The sequence below is a fragment of the Amycolatopsis sp. NPDC104819 genome (assembly GCF_055583145.1).
The window spans coordinates 39,511-53,408 of the sequence record NZ_JBVJON010000014.1; the positions used below are offsets into that span (position 1 = coordinate 39,511).

The window sequence follows — 13,898 nt, forward strand, 5'->3', positions numbered from 1 at the left end:
TCCGGCGACGGGGAACGTAGGCTCCGCGCATGCCGAATCTGCTGGTGGTGGAAGACGACGCGGCGATCGGCAGCGTGCTCGAATCGACCCTGCGGCTGCACGGTCACCAGGTGTGCTGGCGGCGTGACGGGCGCACGGCCCTGCAGGCCGCGGAAGCCGGCGAGTTCGACCTCGTGCTGCTCGACCTCGGCCTGCCCGACCTGGACGGCGTCGACGTCTGCCGCCGCCTGCGGGCCGCGCTGCCCGCCACCGTCCTGGTCATCCTCACCGCGCGGCAGGAGGAGATGGACGTCGTCGTCGGCCTCGACGCCGGGGCCGACGACTACCTCACCAAGCCGATCCGCCTGGGCGAGCTGCTGGCCCGGGTGCGGGCGCACCTGCGCCGCGGCGCGCCGGCCGGCGCACGGCCGCCGGTGACCATCGGGGAGCTGACCGTCGACATCGCCGGCCGCCGCGCCACCCTGGGCGGACACGAAGTCGTGCTGCGCGCCAAGGAGTTCGACCTGCTGGCCCGGCTGGCCGAGCAGCCCGGGGTCGCGGTCAGCCGCGAGACCCTGATGGCCGAGGTCTGGGACGCGCACTGGTACGGCTCGACGAAGACGCTCGACGTGCACATCGCCGCGGTCCGCCGGAAGCTCGCGTCGGCGGCCGGGCCGGAGACCGAGGTGCCGCGGATCGCCACCCTGCGCGGGCACGGCTACCGGCTGGAGGACCCGGCCCGGACCCTCGCCGAGGGGTAGGCGTGCGCCGCCGGATCATCTCGCTGACGGTGCTCGCCGCCCTGGTCGCCACCGTGCTCTTCGCGCTGCCGCTGGGCTTCGCGGTGATGAAGTACTACCGCGACGACACGATGTCCGACCTCGAGCGGGCCGCCGACGCCGCCGCGCTGGCCGTGTCCCACGAGCTGAACGCCGGGCTGCCGCCGCAGGCGCCCCCGCCCGACGACGAAGCCGAGGGTGACGTCGGGATCTACTCCCCGGACGGCCGGCTGCTCGCCGGGCACGGACCCGCCGTCGCCGGCGCGCTCGAGCGGCAGGCGGCGAGCGCCACGACGGACGTCGTCACCGGCCGTGAGGACGACGAGCTGGTCCTGGCCGTCCCGGTGCTCAGCGGGGCCCGCACCACCGGCGTGGTCCGGGCCGCGCTGCCGGTGTCCGACCTGAGGCTGCGGATCGGGCTGACCTGGCTCGGCATGGCCGGGCTGGCCGTCGCGGCGGTCGGGGCGAGCCTGCTGATGGCCCGGCGGCTGACCACGCGGCTGGTCCGGCCGCTCGACGAGCTCGTCTGCGCGGCCGAGCAGCTCGGCGACGGCGACTTCACCGCGCGCGGCCCGCGGGCCGGGATCGCCGAGATCGACCGGGTCGGCGAGGCGCTGGCCGCCACCGCGGCCCGGATCGGCGAGACCCTGGAGCGGGAACGCGCGTTCTCCGCGGAGGCGTCCCACCAGCTGCGGACCCCGTTGACCGGGCTGCGCCTGCAGCTCGAAGCGGCGTTGCAGACGCCGGGGGCCGACCCGCACGCGGCGATCCGCGCCGGGATCGCGTCCGCCGACCGGCTGGAACGCACCATCGAGGACCTGCTGGCGCTCGGCCGGGAGCGCCGGGCGCCGCGGGCCGAGCTCGACCTCGACGCGCTCCTGGAGGAGATCCGCCAGGCCGGCGAGGCGCTGCTGGAGCCGCACGGACGCGCATTGCGGCTCACCCGCGACGACCCGCCGCCGGCCCGAGTGGCGGCCGCGGCGGTCCGCCAGGTGCTCGGGGTCCTGCTGGACAACGCGGCGACGCACGGACGCGGCACGGTGACGGTGGTGGCCCGCGACGTCGGCGACGCGCTGGCCATCGACGTCGCCGACGAGGGTCCCGACCTGGGCGAAACCGACCCGTTCGCGGCCGCGGCGACCGGGCACGGCATCGGCCTGCGGCTGGCCCGCAGCCTGGCCGAGGCCGAAGGCGGCCGGCTCCGCCTGAGCCGCCCCCACCCGCCGACGTTCACCCTCCTCCTCCCCACCGCCGACCCGTGACCCCGAGCTTTCACGTGAAAGCTACCTGGAGGGGCTCTCCGGATCGCTTTCACGTGAAAGCTCGGAGCTTGGCCGGGCGGAACGATTCGCCACGATTCGTTCGTGTTGTGCAATGAATCACCTGTGATTCATCTTTTTGCGCAATGTTCCCCTGTTATCAGCGGCCACGGCGGCAGATACGGTCGTCGGCATGACTCTGCGAGCCGCGACGGTGCGGCGGAAACCGGTCGCCGACCTCGTCGCCGAAGGTGATCATGGCACGTTGAAGCGGTCGCTCGGCCTCGGGCAGCTCACCACGCTCAGCATTGGCGCGACGCTCGGAAGCGGCATCTTCGTCGTGCTCGGCGAGGCCGTCCCGGTGGCGGGGCCGGCCGTGGTGCTCTCGTTCGTGCTCGCCGGCGTCACCGCGCTGTTCTCGGCACTCTCCTACGCCGAGCTCGCCGGGATGATCCCGCTGTCCGGTTCGTCGTACTCCTACGCGTACGCGACCCTCGGCGAGCTGGTCGCCTGGGTCTGCGGCTGGTGTCTGGTGCTCGAGTACGGCGTCTCGGTGGCGTCGGTGGCCGTCGGCTGGGGGCAGTACCTCAACGAGCTGCTGCGGCTGGCCTTCGGCTTCGCCATCCCGGACGCGCTCAGCCAGCCGCCGGGCTCCGGCGGGGTCGTCAACGTGCCCGCGATCCTCGTCGTGCTGCTCGCGATGCTCCTGCTGCTGTCCGGCGCGAAGGAAAGCGCGCGGGCCAACACGATCATGGTCGTGGTCAAGATCGGCACGCTGGTGCTGTTCTGCGCGATCGCCTTCACCGCGGTCAAGGCGAAGAACTTCACACCGTTCCTGCCGCTGGGGCTGGCCGGGCTGAGCGCCGGCGGCGCCAAGCTGTTCTTCTCCTACATCGGGTTCGACGCCGCGTCGACCGCCGGCGAGGAGGCGAAGAACCCGCAACGCGACCTGCCGCGGGCGATCCTGCTCTCCCTCGGCATCGTCACGGTGCTGTACTGCCTGGTCGCCGTCGCCGCGGTCGGCGCGCTGCCGTGGCAGCAGTTCGACGGCCAGGAGGCCGCGCTCTCGCACGTGCTCGGGGTCGTGTCGGACAACCCCTTCTGGGCCGGGCTGCTCGCCGTCGGCGCGATCGTGGCCATCTCCAGCGTGGTGCTGACCGTCCTCTACGGACAGACGCGCATCCTGTTCGCGATGTCCCGCGACGGCCTGGTCCCGGGCGTCCTGTCCAAAGTGGACGAGAAGACCGGCTCCCCGCGGGTCAACACCCTGGTGGTGTCCGGCTTCGTCGCCGCCCTCGCCGCGTTCATCCCGCTCGGGAAGCTGGCCGACGCCACCAGCATCGGGACGCTCTTCGCGTTCGGCCTGGTCAACGTCGCCGTCCTGCTGCTGCGCCGCCGCCAGCCCGACCGGCCGCGCTCGTTCCGCGTACCGTTCTCACCGGTCACGCCGATCCTGGGCGTGCTGTGCTGCGGCTACATGATGCTCAGCCTCGACGGCGCCACGTGGGTCGTCTTCGGCGGCTGGATGGCGCTCGGCCTGGTGATCTACTTCGGTTACGGCATCCGGAGGTCGAGGCTGGCATGAAGGTCGCGATCCACCAGGGACCGGTCACGGACCTCCCCCGCGCCGCCGCCGCGTCGGGCGCCGACCTCGTCGTCGCCGCCGAGATGATCACCACCGGCTACCACATCGGCGCGCGCACGCGTGAGCTCGCCGAGCCCGCCGATGGCCCCACCGCGGCGCGAATGTCCCAGCTGGCCAAGGAAACCGGCACCGCGCTGGTCTACGGTTACCCCGAACTAGACGGCGGCGACGTCTACAACAGCGTCCAGCTCGTCGGCAACACCGGGCGGCGGCTCGCCAACTACCGCAAGACGCACCTGTTCGGCGACCTCGACAAGGCGTGGTTCACCCCCGGCGCCGAAGCCGTCGTGCAGGCCGACGTCGGCGGCGTCCGGGTCGGGCTGCTGATCTGCTACGACGTCGAGTTCCCGGAGCTGGTCCGCGCCCACGCGCTCGCCGGCACCGAACTGCTCGTCGTGCCGACCGCGCTGATGAGCCCGTACCACCTCGTCGCCGACACGCTGGTGCCCGCGCGGGCCTACGAAAGCCAGCTGTTCGTCGCCTACGCGAACCGCTGTGACACCGAGCAGGAGCTGACGTACTGCGGACGCTCCTGCGTCGTCGCGCCGACCGGCGAAGTGCTGGCGCGCGCCGGCGCCGGGCCCGAGCTGCTCACCGCCGACGTCGACCGTGCCGCGCTGCTCGCGTCACGAGCGGAAAACACCCACCTGGCCGACCGACGGCCCGACCTGTACCGGGGAACCACCGCATGACCTCCGCCCTGCCCACCGCGATCCACCACGACGAACCGGCGGGCCGCCCGATCACGATGTTCGGCCCCGACTTCCCGTTCGCCTACGACGACTACCTCGCGCACCCGGCCGGGCTGGGCGCGCTGCCCGCCGGCCGGCACGGCACCGAGGTCGCGGTGATCGGCGGTGGCCTCTCCGGCATCGTCACCGCGTACGAGCTGATGAAGCTGGGCCTGCGGCCGGTGGTCTACGAAATCGCCGAAATCGGCGGCCGGCTGCGGAGTGTGCGCTTCCCCGGCTACCCGGACGACGTCGTCGCCGAGATGGGCGCGATGCGCTTCCCGCCCGCGTCGACCGCGCTGTACCACTACATCGACAAGGTCGGGCTGGAGACCACGCCGTTCCCGAACCCGCTGGCGCCGGAGACGCCGAGCACGGTCGTCGACCTCAAGGGACAGAGCCATTACGCGCGCACGCCGGCCGAGCTGCCGGAGGTCTTCCGCGACGTCGCCGCGGCCTGGGACCGGACGCTGGCCGAGCACGCGTCGTTCGCCGAGATGCAGACCGCGATCCGCGACCGGGACGCCAAGACGATCAAGCGGCTGTGGAACGAGCTCGTCCCGCGGCTGGACGACCAGACGTTCTACGGCTTCCTGTGCGCCTCCCCCGCGTTCGCCTCCTTCCGCCACCGCGAGATCTTCGGCCAGGTCGGCTTCGGCACCGGCGGCTGGGACACCGACTTCCCCAACTCCATCCTGGAAATCCTGCGTGTGGTCTACACCGGCGCCGACGACGAACACCGGAGCATCGTCGGCGGGAGCCAGCAGCTGCCGCAACGGCTTTGGGAGCACACACCCGCCGAAATCGCTTTCTGGCCGGCCGGCACGAGCCTGAGCACGCTGCACGGCGGGCGGCCCCACCCCGGTGTCGCGCGGCTGCACCGGACCGCGCCGGACAACATCACCGTGACCGGCACCGACGGGCGCATCCGGACGTTCCCGGCCGCCGTGTTCACCGCGCAGAGCTGGATGCTGCTGTCCAAGATCGAATGCGACGAAGCGCTCTTCCCGATCGACCACTGGACCGCGATCGAGCGCACGCACTACATGGAGTCGTCGAAGGTGTTCGTGCCGGTCGACCGGCCGTTCTGGCTCGACCCCGACCCGGTGAACGGCCGCGACACGATGAGCATGACGCTCACCGACCGGATGCCGCGCGGCACCTACCTGCTCGGCGACGACCCGGACCGGCCCGCGGTGATCTGCCTGTCCTACACCTGGGCCGACGACTCGCTGAAGTGGCTGCCGCTCACCGTGGGCGAGCGGGTCGAGGTGATGCTGCAGTCGCTGCGCGAGATCTACCCCGGCGTCGACGTGCGGCGGCACATCACCGGTGACCCGGTGACCGTGTCGTGGGAGGCGGAACCGCACTTCATGGGCGCGTTCAAGGCGAACCTGCCCGGGCACTACCGCTACCAGCACCGGCTCTTCACGCACTTCATGCAGGATTCGCTGCCGTCCCGCTACCGGGGACTGTTCCTGGCGGGTGACGACATCTCGTGGACGGCGGGCTGGGCCGAAGGCGCGGTCCAGACGGCGCTGAACGCGGTGTGGGGCGTGCTGCACCACTTCGGCGGCGAGACACACGGCGCGAACCCGGGTCCGGGTGACGGGTTCGCCGACATCGCGCCGATCACGCTGCCGGACTGACCGTGCCCCGATCGTGGTACGCGGCCTCCCGCACCACCGGCATCGTGCGCGCTGCCCTGCCCGGCGCAACGGCTCATGCGACGATGGGAGGATGAACACCGAGCCGGCGCCGAGATGGCGAAGACTGGAACCGGACGAGCGGAGGGAACAGATCTACGCTTGCGCGGCGCGGCTGTTCGGTGACCGGCCCTACTCCGAAGTGTCCACTTCGGACATCGCGGCCGCGACCGGTGTCGCGCGCGGGCTGATCAACCACTACTTCGGCACCAAACGCGAGCTGTACCTGGAAATCATCCGGCGCGCGCTGACCGTGCCGCGGCTGGCCGTCGAAATCCTGCCGGACGGGCCGCTGGAACTGCGGGCCGACGTCGCCATCGAATGGTTCCTCGACATGGTCACCAGCCAGGAGCGGATGTGGCTAGCCGCGATCGCGCCCGAGGGCATCGGCCGCGACCTCGAGGTCGAGCGGATCCTCGAAGAGGCCGACCGGGAGTCCGCCGACCGCGTGCTCGAAGCCGTCGGGCTGTCCCGGGAGAGCGAGCACGGCCCCGAGCTGAACGCGCTCGTGCGCGCGTTCGGCGGGATGGTGAAGTCGGCGGGCCGCGAGTGGCTCGTGCGCGGGTCGCTGACCCGCGAGCAGGTGCACCTGCTGCTGTCCAAGTCGCTGGTGACGCTGGTCGGCGAGATCTTCCCGGCGATTCAGCAGGAGCCGCCGCGCACCGAGGCCTGAAAGACCGAAGCCCCCGGCGCCACGAGGGGGAGGAGGGCGCCAGGGGCTCCGGGTCGATGGACGAACCACCGACGCACGCTCACGGTACGCCGGAGCACTGTCAAGTCGCTGTCAACCCCTCGCCGTCCGATTCGTGTAGTTCGTCCAGCCGGCAGGCGAGCCCGTCGAGACACCGCCGGACGGCGTAGTCGTAGAGCTGCGCGTAATAGCCCGCGGCGAGATCGGGGTCGCCCATCAGGTCGTGCATCGCCGAGCCCAGCTCGGCCATCCCCGGCAGGTCGTCGCGCTGGCGGTACGCCGCGTACGCCTCGGTGTTGTCGATCCGCAGCGCGAGCGCGCCGTCGCGGTCGTCCTCCATCGCGACGAACTGGCACGCGGTCATCAGCAGCAGGTTATAGGCCATCGGGCTCTCGCGGCCGAAGCCGGCCTTCAACAGCACCCCGACACCGGCGTCGATGCTGCGCGTCGCCGCCTCGACGGATGGGCCGAACAACGCGAGGCGTCTCGCGCAGCCCGGGTAGGCGCGCAGGACCGCGCGCAGGCTCGCCAGCAGCTCGGTGAACCACTCCTGCCACGGCAGCTCGCCGCCGGGCAGCTCCAGCAGGCCGACCACCCGGTCGACCACGGCGTTCACCACCGCGTCCCGGTCACCGACGTGGTGGTAGATCACCGCCGGATAGGCCTCGACCGAGCGGGCGAGCTCCCGCAGCGTCCAGTTGTCGAGGCCGCGTTCGCCGGTGAGGGTCGTCGCCGCGCTGACGATCCGGTCGGCCGTGAGCGCCGGCAGACCCGCGGCGGCCCGTGACCGGGGGCGCTGTCCGGTGCCCGAGGATGAGGTCGGCATGGGGGGTAACGGTAACCGCACGGGCCGTTCCGGTGCCAGCTCCGCACGGGTACGGCAAGATCGGGGCATGGCACGCGCACAGGCCAACGGTCTCGAGCTCGAGTACGACACGTTCGGCGATCCGGACCGGCCGCCACTGGTCCTGGTGATGGGCCTGGGCGCCCAGATGATCACCTGGGAGGACGGTTTCTGCGAGCTGCTCGCCGCCCGCGGGTTCTTCGTGGTGCGCTACGACAACCGGGACGTCGGCCTCTCGACGTGGCTCGACGACCTCCCCGCGCCGGATCTGGCGGCGTTGGCGGCCGGCGACCTGACAACGGCGCCGTACACGCTGTCGGACATGGCCCGCGACGCGATCGGGCTGTTCGACGCGCTCGGCATCGACCGCGCGCACGTCGTCGGCGCGTCGATGGGCGGGATGATCGTCCAGCAGCTGGCCATCGAGCATCCGGACCGGCTGCTTTCGGTCACCTCGATCATGTCGACCACCGGCGACCCGTCGGTCGGGCAGGCCGAGCCGTGGGCGCTGGCCGTGCTGACGCGCCCGCCGGCGACGACGCGCGAGCAGGCGCTCGCCGACAGCGTCGAGGGTTACCGGAGCCTCGGCTCCCCCGGTTACCCGGACGACGAGGCGTTCCTGCTGGCCAAGGCGACCCTGCACTTCGACCGCGCCCGCCACCCGGTCGGCACGCTGCGCCACGCGGCGGCGGTGATGGCGTCGGGCGACCGCACGTCCCGGCTGCGTGACGTGCGGCTGCCGGTGATGGTCGTGCACGGCGACGCCGACCCGCTGATCAACGTCAGCGGCGGCAAGGCGACGGCGGCGGCGGTCCCGGGCGCGGAGCTGGTCGTGGTGCCGGGTATGGGCCACAACCTGCCGCGCGCGGTCTGGCCGCGGATCGCCGACGCGATCGGGCGCGTGACGGGTCAATAGCGCGTCAAGATCCGGGGCCCGGGTGTAGGGAATGTGTCCTGGGTCATGTTTTGGGATGCCGGCCGGGCTCTCCTGGACGCATGAGTGGTGGTTTCGGGTTCCCGATCGGCTGCGTCGCGGCGGTGGTGGCGGTGATCCTGGCGGCCCTGGCCGGGCCGGCTCCGTGGTACTCGCTGGTCACGCTGGGCGTGGTCGTGCTGGCGGCGGCGTTCCGGACGTCGGCCTTCGCCGCGGCCGGGGTCGCGGTGGTGGCTTGGGCGCTGCACGACGGTTTTGTCCTGGGCCGCGCCGGCGAGCTGACGTTTTCCGCGGCTTCCGGCGTCGCGGCTCTCGTGTTCGGCGCGGCTTTCGCGGTGGGTCTGGTCGCGGCGGTGGTCACCCGGGCTCCGGTTGCGGTGCGGGTCCCCGCACCTCGGCTTCCGGCGGAAGTCCAGTCGCGCACCCCGGTCGGCACGGCGACCTGACCACCGTGTCAGGTGCCGCGAGGGGCCGACGCCCTTCGGGCCGCGAGGGCCGCGATGATGCGCGGGAGGCCCGCCGGGTGGAGGGGGTCGATGCCGGTGAGGTCGCGGACGCGGCGGAGGCGGTAGTCGACCGTGTTGGGGTGGACGTGCAGCTTCGTCGCCGTGCGGCGGCGGTTCGTGTCCAGTTCGAGGTACGCCGCGAGCGTCTCGACGAGCTCGGGGTGCGCGTCCAGCGGCTCCAGCACCGCGGCCAGCCGGTCGCGGGCCGCGCCCGGGCGGGTCAGCTGGTACTCGAGCAGGACGTCGTCGAGGCGGTAGAGCCCCGGCGGGCGGCCGGACCAGCGCAGCACCTCCAGCACCTCGGCCGTCCGGGCAGTCACTTCACGGACGTCGGACGGCTCCGCGGTTTCCGCCGCGGCCAGCACGTCCACGTCCGCCGCGCGGCCCGCCGCGGCCAGCAGCGCCCGCCACTCCGGCAGCGACGACAGCCGCCCGCCGAGCGGCAGCAGGACCAGCCCGCCCGGGCCGTCCAGCGACGCGAGAACGCCGTCACCGCACGCTTGCTCGAACGCGGCGAGGAACCGGCGGAGCTTGCGACGGACCGCGATCTCCGCGTCCACGCCCGGTGACGCCTCGTCGGCGTGCGGCCCGAGCTCGACGCTCAGCACAAGGTACCGCGCCGGCAGCGTGATCCCGGCACTGCGCGCGACGACGTCGACCTGGCCGCCGTCGACGAGCACCGACAGCAGCGTGCGCCGCGCGGTGTGCTCCTGCCCCACCTTGGTGCGCAGCTCCTCCAGGTATCCCCGGGTGACGGCGCCGGCGACCGTGCCGACAAACGCGAGCACGCGGTCCGCGACGTCCAGGAGGTCGGCGACGTCCGCGCTGCCCGCGTCCGCCGAGCCGACGGTGAAGATCTCCCGCGCGCCGAGGTGGTACGCGGTCAGCACCGCCTCCAGCGGAAAGCCCTCCTCGGCCCGGCGCACCGCGGACGCGCCGATCTGCTGCAGCTCGGCGCTGTTGAGCTCACGGTCTTCGCGCAGGCTCCGGGCGAACGCGCGCACCGCCTGCTGCGTGATCCGCGCGATGTCGCCCGCGAGCTCCTCGACCGGCATCCGCCGGTAGTCCGCGACCTCACCCTGGATGCGCGCCAGCACCCGGGCGATCAGCTCGGGCTCCTCCCGGGTGAGCCGCTCGTGCACGCGCTGCCCGCCGAGGGTGAGGTCGCCGCCGGGCTTGTGCTCCGTCACAACCGATCCCCCCGTTCTCTGCCCGGACTCCCAGTCAATCCGGGCACGCTGGGTGCCGATGGTGTCACGGAAACCAACCGTAAGCACAACGTCAAGGAGGACGGCGTGCGAGTGAGGACAACGGCGTTCATCACGATCCTGGTCGCGGCCCTGGTCACGACGGCGGGCACGGCGGCGGCGAGCACCGCCGGGGAGTACGTGGCACTCGGGGACTCGGCCGCCGCCGGTCCGCTGATCCTGCCCCCGGACCTCTCGTCCCCGGGCTGCCTCCGCTCGCTCGTGAACTACCCGCACGTCGCAGCGAAGAGGCTCGGCCTGCCGCTCAAGGACGTCACGTGCTCGGGCGCGACGACCGCGGACATGTACGCGCCGCAGTCGACGGAGACCGGCGCGGTGCCGCCGCAGCTGGACGCGCTCGGCGCGAGCACGAAGACCGTCACGGTGACCATCGGCGGCAACGACGTCGGCCTGGTCGGCGCCGCGACCAGCTGCATCACCCTGCTGCCCGGCATCACCCCCGACTGCGTCGACCGCTACACCGCCGGCGGGCACGACCAGCTGGCCGAGAAGATCGCCGCGTTCGAACCGACGTGGGGCGCGCTGCTGGACGCGATCCACGCGCACGCGCCGAACGCCGCGGTCTTCGTCGCCGGGTACGGCACCTACCTGCCGCGCAACGGCTGCTGGCCGGTCGCGCCGCTGACCCCGCGCGACGCCAACTACATCCAGGGCAGCATCGACAAGACCAACGCCGCGCTCGCCCGGCAGGCCGCCGCGCACAACGCGCACTACGTCGACGTCCGGACGGCGTCGATCGGGCACGACGTCTGCAAACGGCCGGGCGTCAAGTGGTTCGAGAGCGTGATCCCGACGTCGGTCGCGGCGCCGTTGCACCCGAACGCCGACGGCATGCGGGCCATCGGCGCGCTGGTGGCCGGGGCGGTCAGCGGCTGAAGTCCCAGCGGCTCGCGCCGTGCGGCTCGGCCGAGGCGACCCCGATCGCCCGGGTGAGCACGAGCCGGTACAGCAGCCACGGCGCGGGTCCGGCGCTCGGCGCCATGAACGACGCGTTGTAGCCGCCGTTTTCGACCGTCGCGGGCCAGCCGCCGTCGCGGTAGACGGCCGCCACCCGCTCGAGGGTGACGGGATCGGTGACGTGCTCGGCCTCGCCTTCCATGGTGAGGTCGAGGCCGTTCAGGCGCACCGAGACGCTGCACGCCGGGTTCGCCGCGAGGTTGCGGGCCCGGCGCGTGCCGGCCCCGCTCACGAAGTAGAGGGTGTCGTCGACCCAGATCGCGCCGACGCCGGCGGCGTGCGGCCGGCCGTCGGGTCGGACGGTCCCGACGAAGAACGTCAGGTCCTCCTTGGGGGTCTGGGTCGCGAGGAGGTCGCGCGCCCGGCTCCACGGCAGCGCCGCGTTCCCGTTCTGGTCGAGGTTCTTGGTTTTTGTCGGCTCGGTCATGACTACGCGTCGAACGGGCCGACGGCGGATCGACACGCGGCGAGAGTTTTCTTCCCGCCGGGGTCGTTGTCGCCGGTGGCGGGCACGATCGCCAGCTCGTCGATCCCCGCTTCCGCGTACTCCCGCGCCTTCGCGGCGATCTCCGCCGGCGAGCCCAGCAGGCCCACCGTCGCGATCGCCGCCTCCGGGACCGCCGCCAGCAGCTCACGCGGGTGCGGCCGCGTGCGCGCGAAGTCGACGAGGTCGCCGAACCCCGCCGCGCGGAACATCTCGCCGTAGCCGGGCGCGGCCAGGTAGCCGACCACGCCGCGACGCAGCTGGTCGAGCTCGGCCGGGCCCGGGTCCACCGCGCCGACGACCCACGCGGCCACCGGCGGCGGTGTGGTGCCCGCCCGCGCGGCCGCCTCCCGGAGACCGCGCACCAGCTCGCCGGCCGCGGCCGGGCTGACCAGGTTCACCACCATGCGGTCGGCGTGCCGCGCGGCGACTTCGAGGGCGCGCGGGCCGAACGCCGCGATCGTCAGCGGCGACTTCGGCGCGGCCAGCCGCAACCGGTACCCCCGGGACCCGACCACCGATCCGTCCACAGTGGACTTCTCGCCGGAGACCAGCTGCCGCACGGCGATCGCCGACTCCTCCAGCGCGGTCGCGGCCCGCGAACGGGACCGGCCGTGCCAGCCCCGCACCACGACGTCGCTGGACGTGCCGAGCGCGACGCCGGTCGTCCGGCCGGTCAGCGCCGCGACCGACGCGACGCCCATCGCGATCGTCGCCGGGTCCCGGACGGTCACCGCGAGCGGCCCGAAGGTCAGCGAGAGCGACGAAGTCGCCGCCCCGATCGCGGTCCCCAGCGCGAACGCGTCCCACGTCGCCATCTCGCCGATCCACAGCTCCTCGTACCCGGCGGCCTCGGCGGCGCGCGCGGTTTCCAGGGCCTCCTCCGGCGGGCGGTCCTGCCAGAGCCCCAGCGACACCGAAAGCTTCATGCGGTGACCACCAGGGTGACGACCGTGGTGAACGAGCCGCCGACGTTCAGCGTCAACGCCGTCCGCGCGCCCTCGACCTGGGTCTCGCCCGCTTTCCCCGTCACCTGCCGCGCGACGTCGTGCAGCATCCGGACACCGGTCGCGCCGACCGGGTGGCCGAGGCCGATCAGGCCGCCGCCCGGGTTGATCCCGGCGGTGTCGAGGCCGCCGTCGGTGATGAACCTGCCGCCGTCGCCGGGCGGCGCGGCGCCGAGGTGCTCCAGCGCGACGAGCCCGGTGATCGTGAAGCAGTCGTGCAGCTCGACGACGTCGAGCGCGTCCGGCCCGGCCACGCCCGCGCGCTCGTAGGCGTCGACGACCGCGCCGCGCAGGTGCGGGAACAGGTACTCGCCGCCGGACGCGATCTTCCCGGCCAGGCCGAGGTGCGAGGTGCGGTGCCCGAAGCCCGCGATGCGCGGGAAGCCGCCGCCGAGCCGTTCGGCGAACTTCGGCGAGGCCAGCAGGACGGCCGCGGCGCCGTCGGTGATCCGGCCGCAGTCCTGCTTGCGCAGGCTCCCTTCGATGACCGGGTTCAGCTCGTCGTCGGGCCCGAACGCGCCTTCCGGGAACCGCCAGTCCCGGGCCTGGGCGAGCGGATTCCGTGCCGCACGGTCGAAAGCGTGCGACGCGAACTGCCCGAGGGGCTCGGGGTCGAGCCCGTACCGCTCGTCGTAGGCATCGGCGACGTCGGCGAAGAGCGCGGGCCACGGGAACTTCGCGCCGACGGCCTCGTGCCCGGCCCAGGCGGCCGACCCGAGGTGCTCGGCGGCCCGCTGGCCGTCGACGTTGCGCATCAGCTCGACCCCGACGACGAGCGCCAGGTCGTAACGCCCGGACTCCAGGTCGGCGCAGGCCGCCAGGACCGCGGTGCTGCCGGACGCGCACGCGGCCTCGTGCCGGGTGCTGGGCACGCCGTCCAGCTCCGGGACGGCGGCGACGAGCAGGCCGCCCAGCTGGGCCTGGCCGGTGAACAGCTCCGCCGCGAGGTTGCCGACGTGCGCGACCTCGACGTCCGCGGCGGTCACACCGGCGTCCGCGAGGGCGGCCGGGACCACCTCGGCGAACAGCTCGAGGATCCCGCGGCCTTCCTTCGTGTAGTTGCGCGCGAAGTCGGTCTGCGCCCCGCCCAGCACGAACACCGTCATCG

14 protein-coding genes are annotated in these 13,898 nt (G+C 73.0%); 9 read left to right on the top strand and 5 right to left on the bottom strand.

Features of this window, described 5'->3' with window-relative positions:
• The first annotated feature begins 29 nt into the window (after positions 1 to 29).
• The 6 genes from ACZ63E_RS35935 (at position 30) to ACZ63E_RS35960 (ending at position 6,772) form a co-directional block, all read left to right on the top strand.
• Entirely contained in the window at positions 30 to 740 is a 711-nt protein-coding gene (locus ACZ63E_RS35935) for a response regulator transcription factor (RefSeq protein ID WP_465340704.1), read from the top strand.
• 2 nt (positions 741 to 742) lie between these two features.
• The gene (locus tag ACZ63E_RS35940; protein WP_465340706.1) at positions 743 to 2,020 is read left to right on the top strand and encodes a sensor histidine kinase; all 1,278 of its coding nucleotides are present in this window, start codon (positions 743 to 745) and stop codon (positions 2,018 to 2,020) included.
• Positions 2,021 to 2,210: 190 nt separating this feature from the next.
• Positions 2,211 to 3,602 (top strand): amino acid permease, encoded by a 1,392-nt coding sequence (locus ACZ63E_RS35945; protein ID WP_465340707.1) that lies wholly within the window; start codon positions 2,211 to 2,213, stop codon positions 3,600 to 3,602.
• On the top strand, positions 3,599 to 4,354 hold the full coding sequence (locus ACZ63E_RS35950) for a carbon-nitrogen hydrolase family protein (protein ID WP_465340708.1): 756 nt from the start codon (positions 3,599 to 3,601) through the stop codon (positions 4,352 to 4,354). The genes ACZ63E_RS35945 and ACZ63E_RS35950 overlap by 4 nt, the downstream gene beginning before the upstream one ends.
• Positions 4,351 to 6,042: a flavin monoamine oxidase family protein gene (locus tag ACZ63E_RS35955; protein WP_465340709.1), complete on the top strand. Its 1,692-nt coding sequence runs from the start codon at positions 4,351 to 4,353 to the stop codon at positions 6,040 to 6,042. The genes ACZ63E_RS35950 and ACZ63E_RS35955 overlap by 4 nt, the downstream gene beginning before the upstream one ends.
• Before the next feature lie 91 nt (positions 6,043 to 6,133).
• Positions 6,134 to 6,772 carry a TetR/AcrR family transcriptional regulator gene (locus tag ACZ63E_RS35960; protein WP_465340710.1) on the top strand — a complete coding sequence of 213 codons (639 nt, stop codon included), beginning with the start codon at positions 6,134 to 6,136 and terminating at the stop codon, positions 6,770 to 6,772.
• 100 nt (positions 6,773 to 6,872) lie between these two features.
• On the opposite strand, the gene ACZ63E_RS35965 is transcribed toward ACZ63E_RS35960, so the two are convergent.
• Entirely contained in the window at positions 6,873 to 7,616 is a 744-nt protein-coding gene (locus tag ACZ63E_RS35965) for a TetR/AcrR family transcriptional regulator (protein ID WP_465340711.1), read from the bottom strand.
• Between the two features lie 67 nt (positions 7,617 to 7,683).
• Between ACZ63E_RS35965 and ACZ63E_RS35970 the strand changes: the two genes are divergently transcribed.
• The gene (locus ACZ63E_RS35970) at positions 7,684 to 8,550 is read left to right on the top strand and encodes an alpha/beta fold hydrolase (protein WP_465340712.1); all 867 of its coding nucleotides are present in this window, start codon (positions 7,684 to 7,686) and stop codon (positions 8,548 to 8,550) included.
• An 80-nt stretch (positions 8,551 to 8,630) separates the two neighbouring features.
• Entirely contained in the window at positions 8,631 to 9,014 is a 384-nt protein-coding gene (locus ACZ63E_RS35975; RefSeq protein ID WP_465340713.1) for a hypothetical protein, read from the top strand.
• Between the two features lie 8 nt (positions 9,015 to 9,022).
• Here the strand turns inward: ACZ63E_RS35975 and ACZ63E_RS35980 are convergent, their stop codons facing one another.
• The gene (locus ACZ63E_RS35980) at positions 9,023 to 10,264 is read right to left on the bottom strand and encodes a PucR family transcriptional regulator (protein WP_465340714.1); all 1,242 of its coding nucleotides are present in this window, start codon (positions 10,262 to 10,264) and stop codon (positions 9,023 to 9,025) included.
• Positions 10,265 to 10,375: 111 nt separating this feature from the next.
• Here ACZ63E_RS35980 and ACZ63E_RS35985 point away from each other — a divergent pair, with 111 nt between their 5' ends.
• Positions 10,376 to 11,218 carry an SGNH/GDSL hydrolase family protein gene (locus tag ACZ63E_RS35985; RefSeq protein WP_465340936.1) on the top strand — a complete coding sequence of 281 codons (843 nt, stop codon included), beginning with the start codon at positions 10,376 to 10,378 and terminating at the stop codon, positions 11,216 to 11,218.
• Here ACZ63E_RS35985 and ACZ63E_RS35990 read toward each other — a convergent pair.
• From ACZ63E_RS35990 to ACZ63E_RS36000, 3 genes are read right to left on the bottom strand one after another with little or no spacing between them, the layout of a single operon-like run.
• On the bottom strand, positions 11,208 to 11,726 hold the full coding sequence (locus ACZ63E_RS35990) for a pyridoxamine 5'-phosphate oxidase family protein (protein ID WP_465304087.1): 519 nt from the start codon (positions 11,724 to 11,726) through the stop codon (positions 11,208 to 11,210). The two genes, ACZ63E_RS35985 and ACZ63E_RS35990, sit on opposite strands and share 11 nt — an antisense overlap.
• Positions 11,727 to 11,728: 2 nt before the next feature.
• Positions 11,729 to 12,712 carry an LLM class F420-dependent oxidoreductase gene (locus ACZ63E_RS35995; protein WP_465340715.1) on the bottom strand — a complete coding sequence of 328 codons (984 nt, stop codon included), beginning with the start codon at positions 12,710 to 12,712 and terminating at the stop codon, positions 11,729 to 11,731.
• Positions 12,709 to 13,896 carry an acetyl-CoA acetyltransferase gene (locus ACZ63E_RS36000; RefSeq protein ID WP_465340716.1) on the bottom strand — a complete coding sequence of 396 codons (1,188 nt, stop codon included), beginning with the start codon at positions 13,894 to 13,896 and terminating at the stop codon, positions 12,709 to 12,711. The genes ACZ63E_RS35995 and ACZ63E_RS36000 overlap by 4 nt, the downstream gene beginning before the upstream one ends.
• Between the last annotated feature and the right edge of the window lie 2 nt (positions 13,897 to 13,898).

Coding starts and splice junctions, on each gene's coding strand:
- ACZ63E_RS35965 (WP_465340711.1), bottom strand. CDS start 7,616: ATGCCGACCTCATCCTCGGGCACCGGACAGCGCCCCCGGTCACGGGCC.
- ACZ63E_RS35995 (WP_465340715.1), bottom strand. CDS start 12,712: ATGAAGCTTTCGGTGTCGCTGGGGCTCTGGCAGGACCGCCCGCCGGAG.
- ACZ63E_RS35975 (WP_465340713.1), top strand. CDS start 8,631: ATGAGTGGTGGTTTCGGGTTCCCGATCGGCTGCGTCGCGGCGGTGGTG.
- ACZ63E_RS35945 (WP_465340707.1), top strand. CDS start 2,211: ATGACTCTGCGAGCCGCGACGGTGCGGCGGAAACCGGTCGCCGACCTC.
- ACZ63E_RS35955 (WP_465340709.1), top strand. CDS start 4,351: ATGACCTCCGCCCTGCCCACCGCGATCCACCACGACGAACCGGCGGGC.
- ACZ63E_RS35970 (WP_465340712.1), top strand. CDS start 7,684: ATGGCACGCGCACAGGCCAACGGTCTCGAGCTCGAGTACGACACGTTC.
- ACZ63E_RS35990 (WP_465304087.1), bottom strand. CDS start 11,726: ATGACCGAGCCGACAAAAACCAAGAACCTCGACCAGAACGGGAACGCG.
- ACZ63E_RS35950 (WP_465340708.1), top strand. CDS start 3,599: ATGAAGGTCGCGATCCACCAGGGACCGGTCACGGACCTCCCCCGCGCC.
- ACZ63E_RS36000 (WP_465340716.1), bottom strand. CDS start 13,896: ATGACGGTGTTCGTGCTGGGCGGGGCGCAGACCGACTTCGCGCGCAAC.
- ACZ63E_RS35960 (WP_465340710.1), top strand. CDS start 6,134: ATGAACACCGAGCCGGCGCCGAGATGGCGAAGACTGGAACCGGACGAG.
- ACZ63E_RS35935 (WP_465340704.1), top strand. CDS start 30: ATGCCGAATCTGCTGGTGGTGGAAGACGACGCGGCGATCGGCAGCGTG.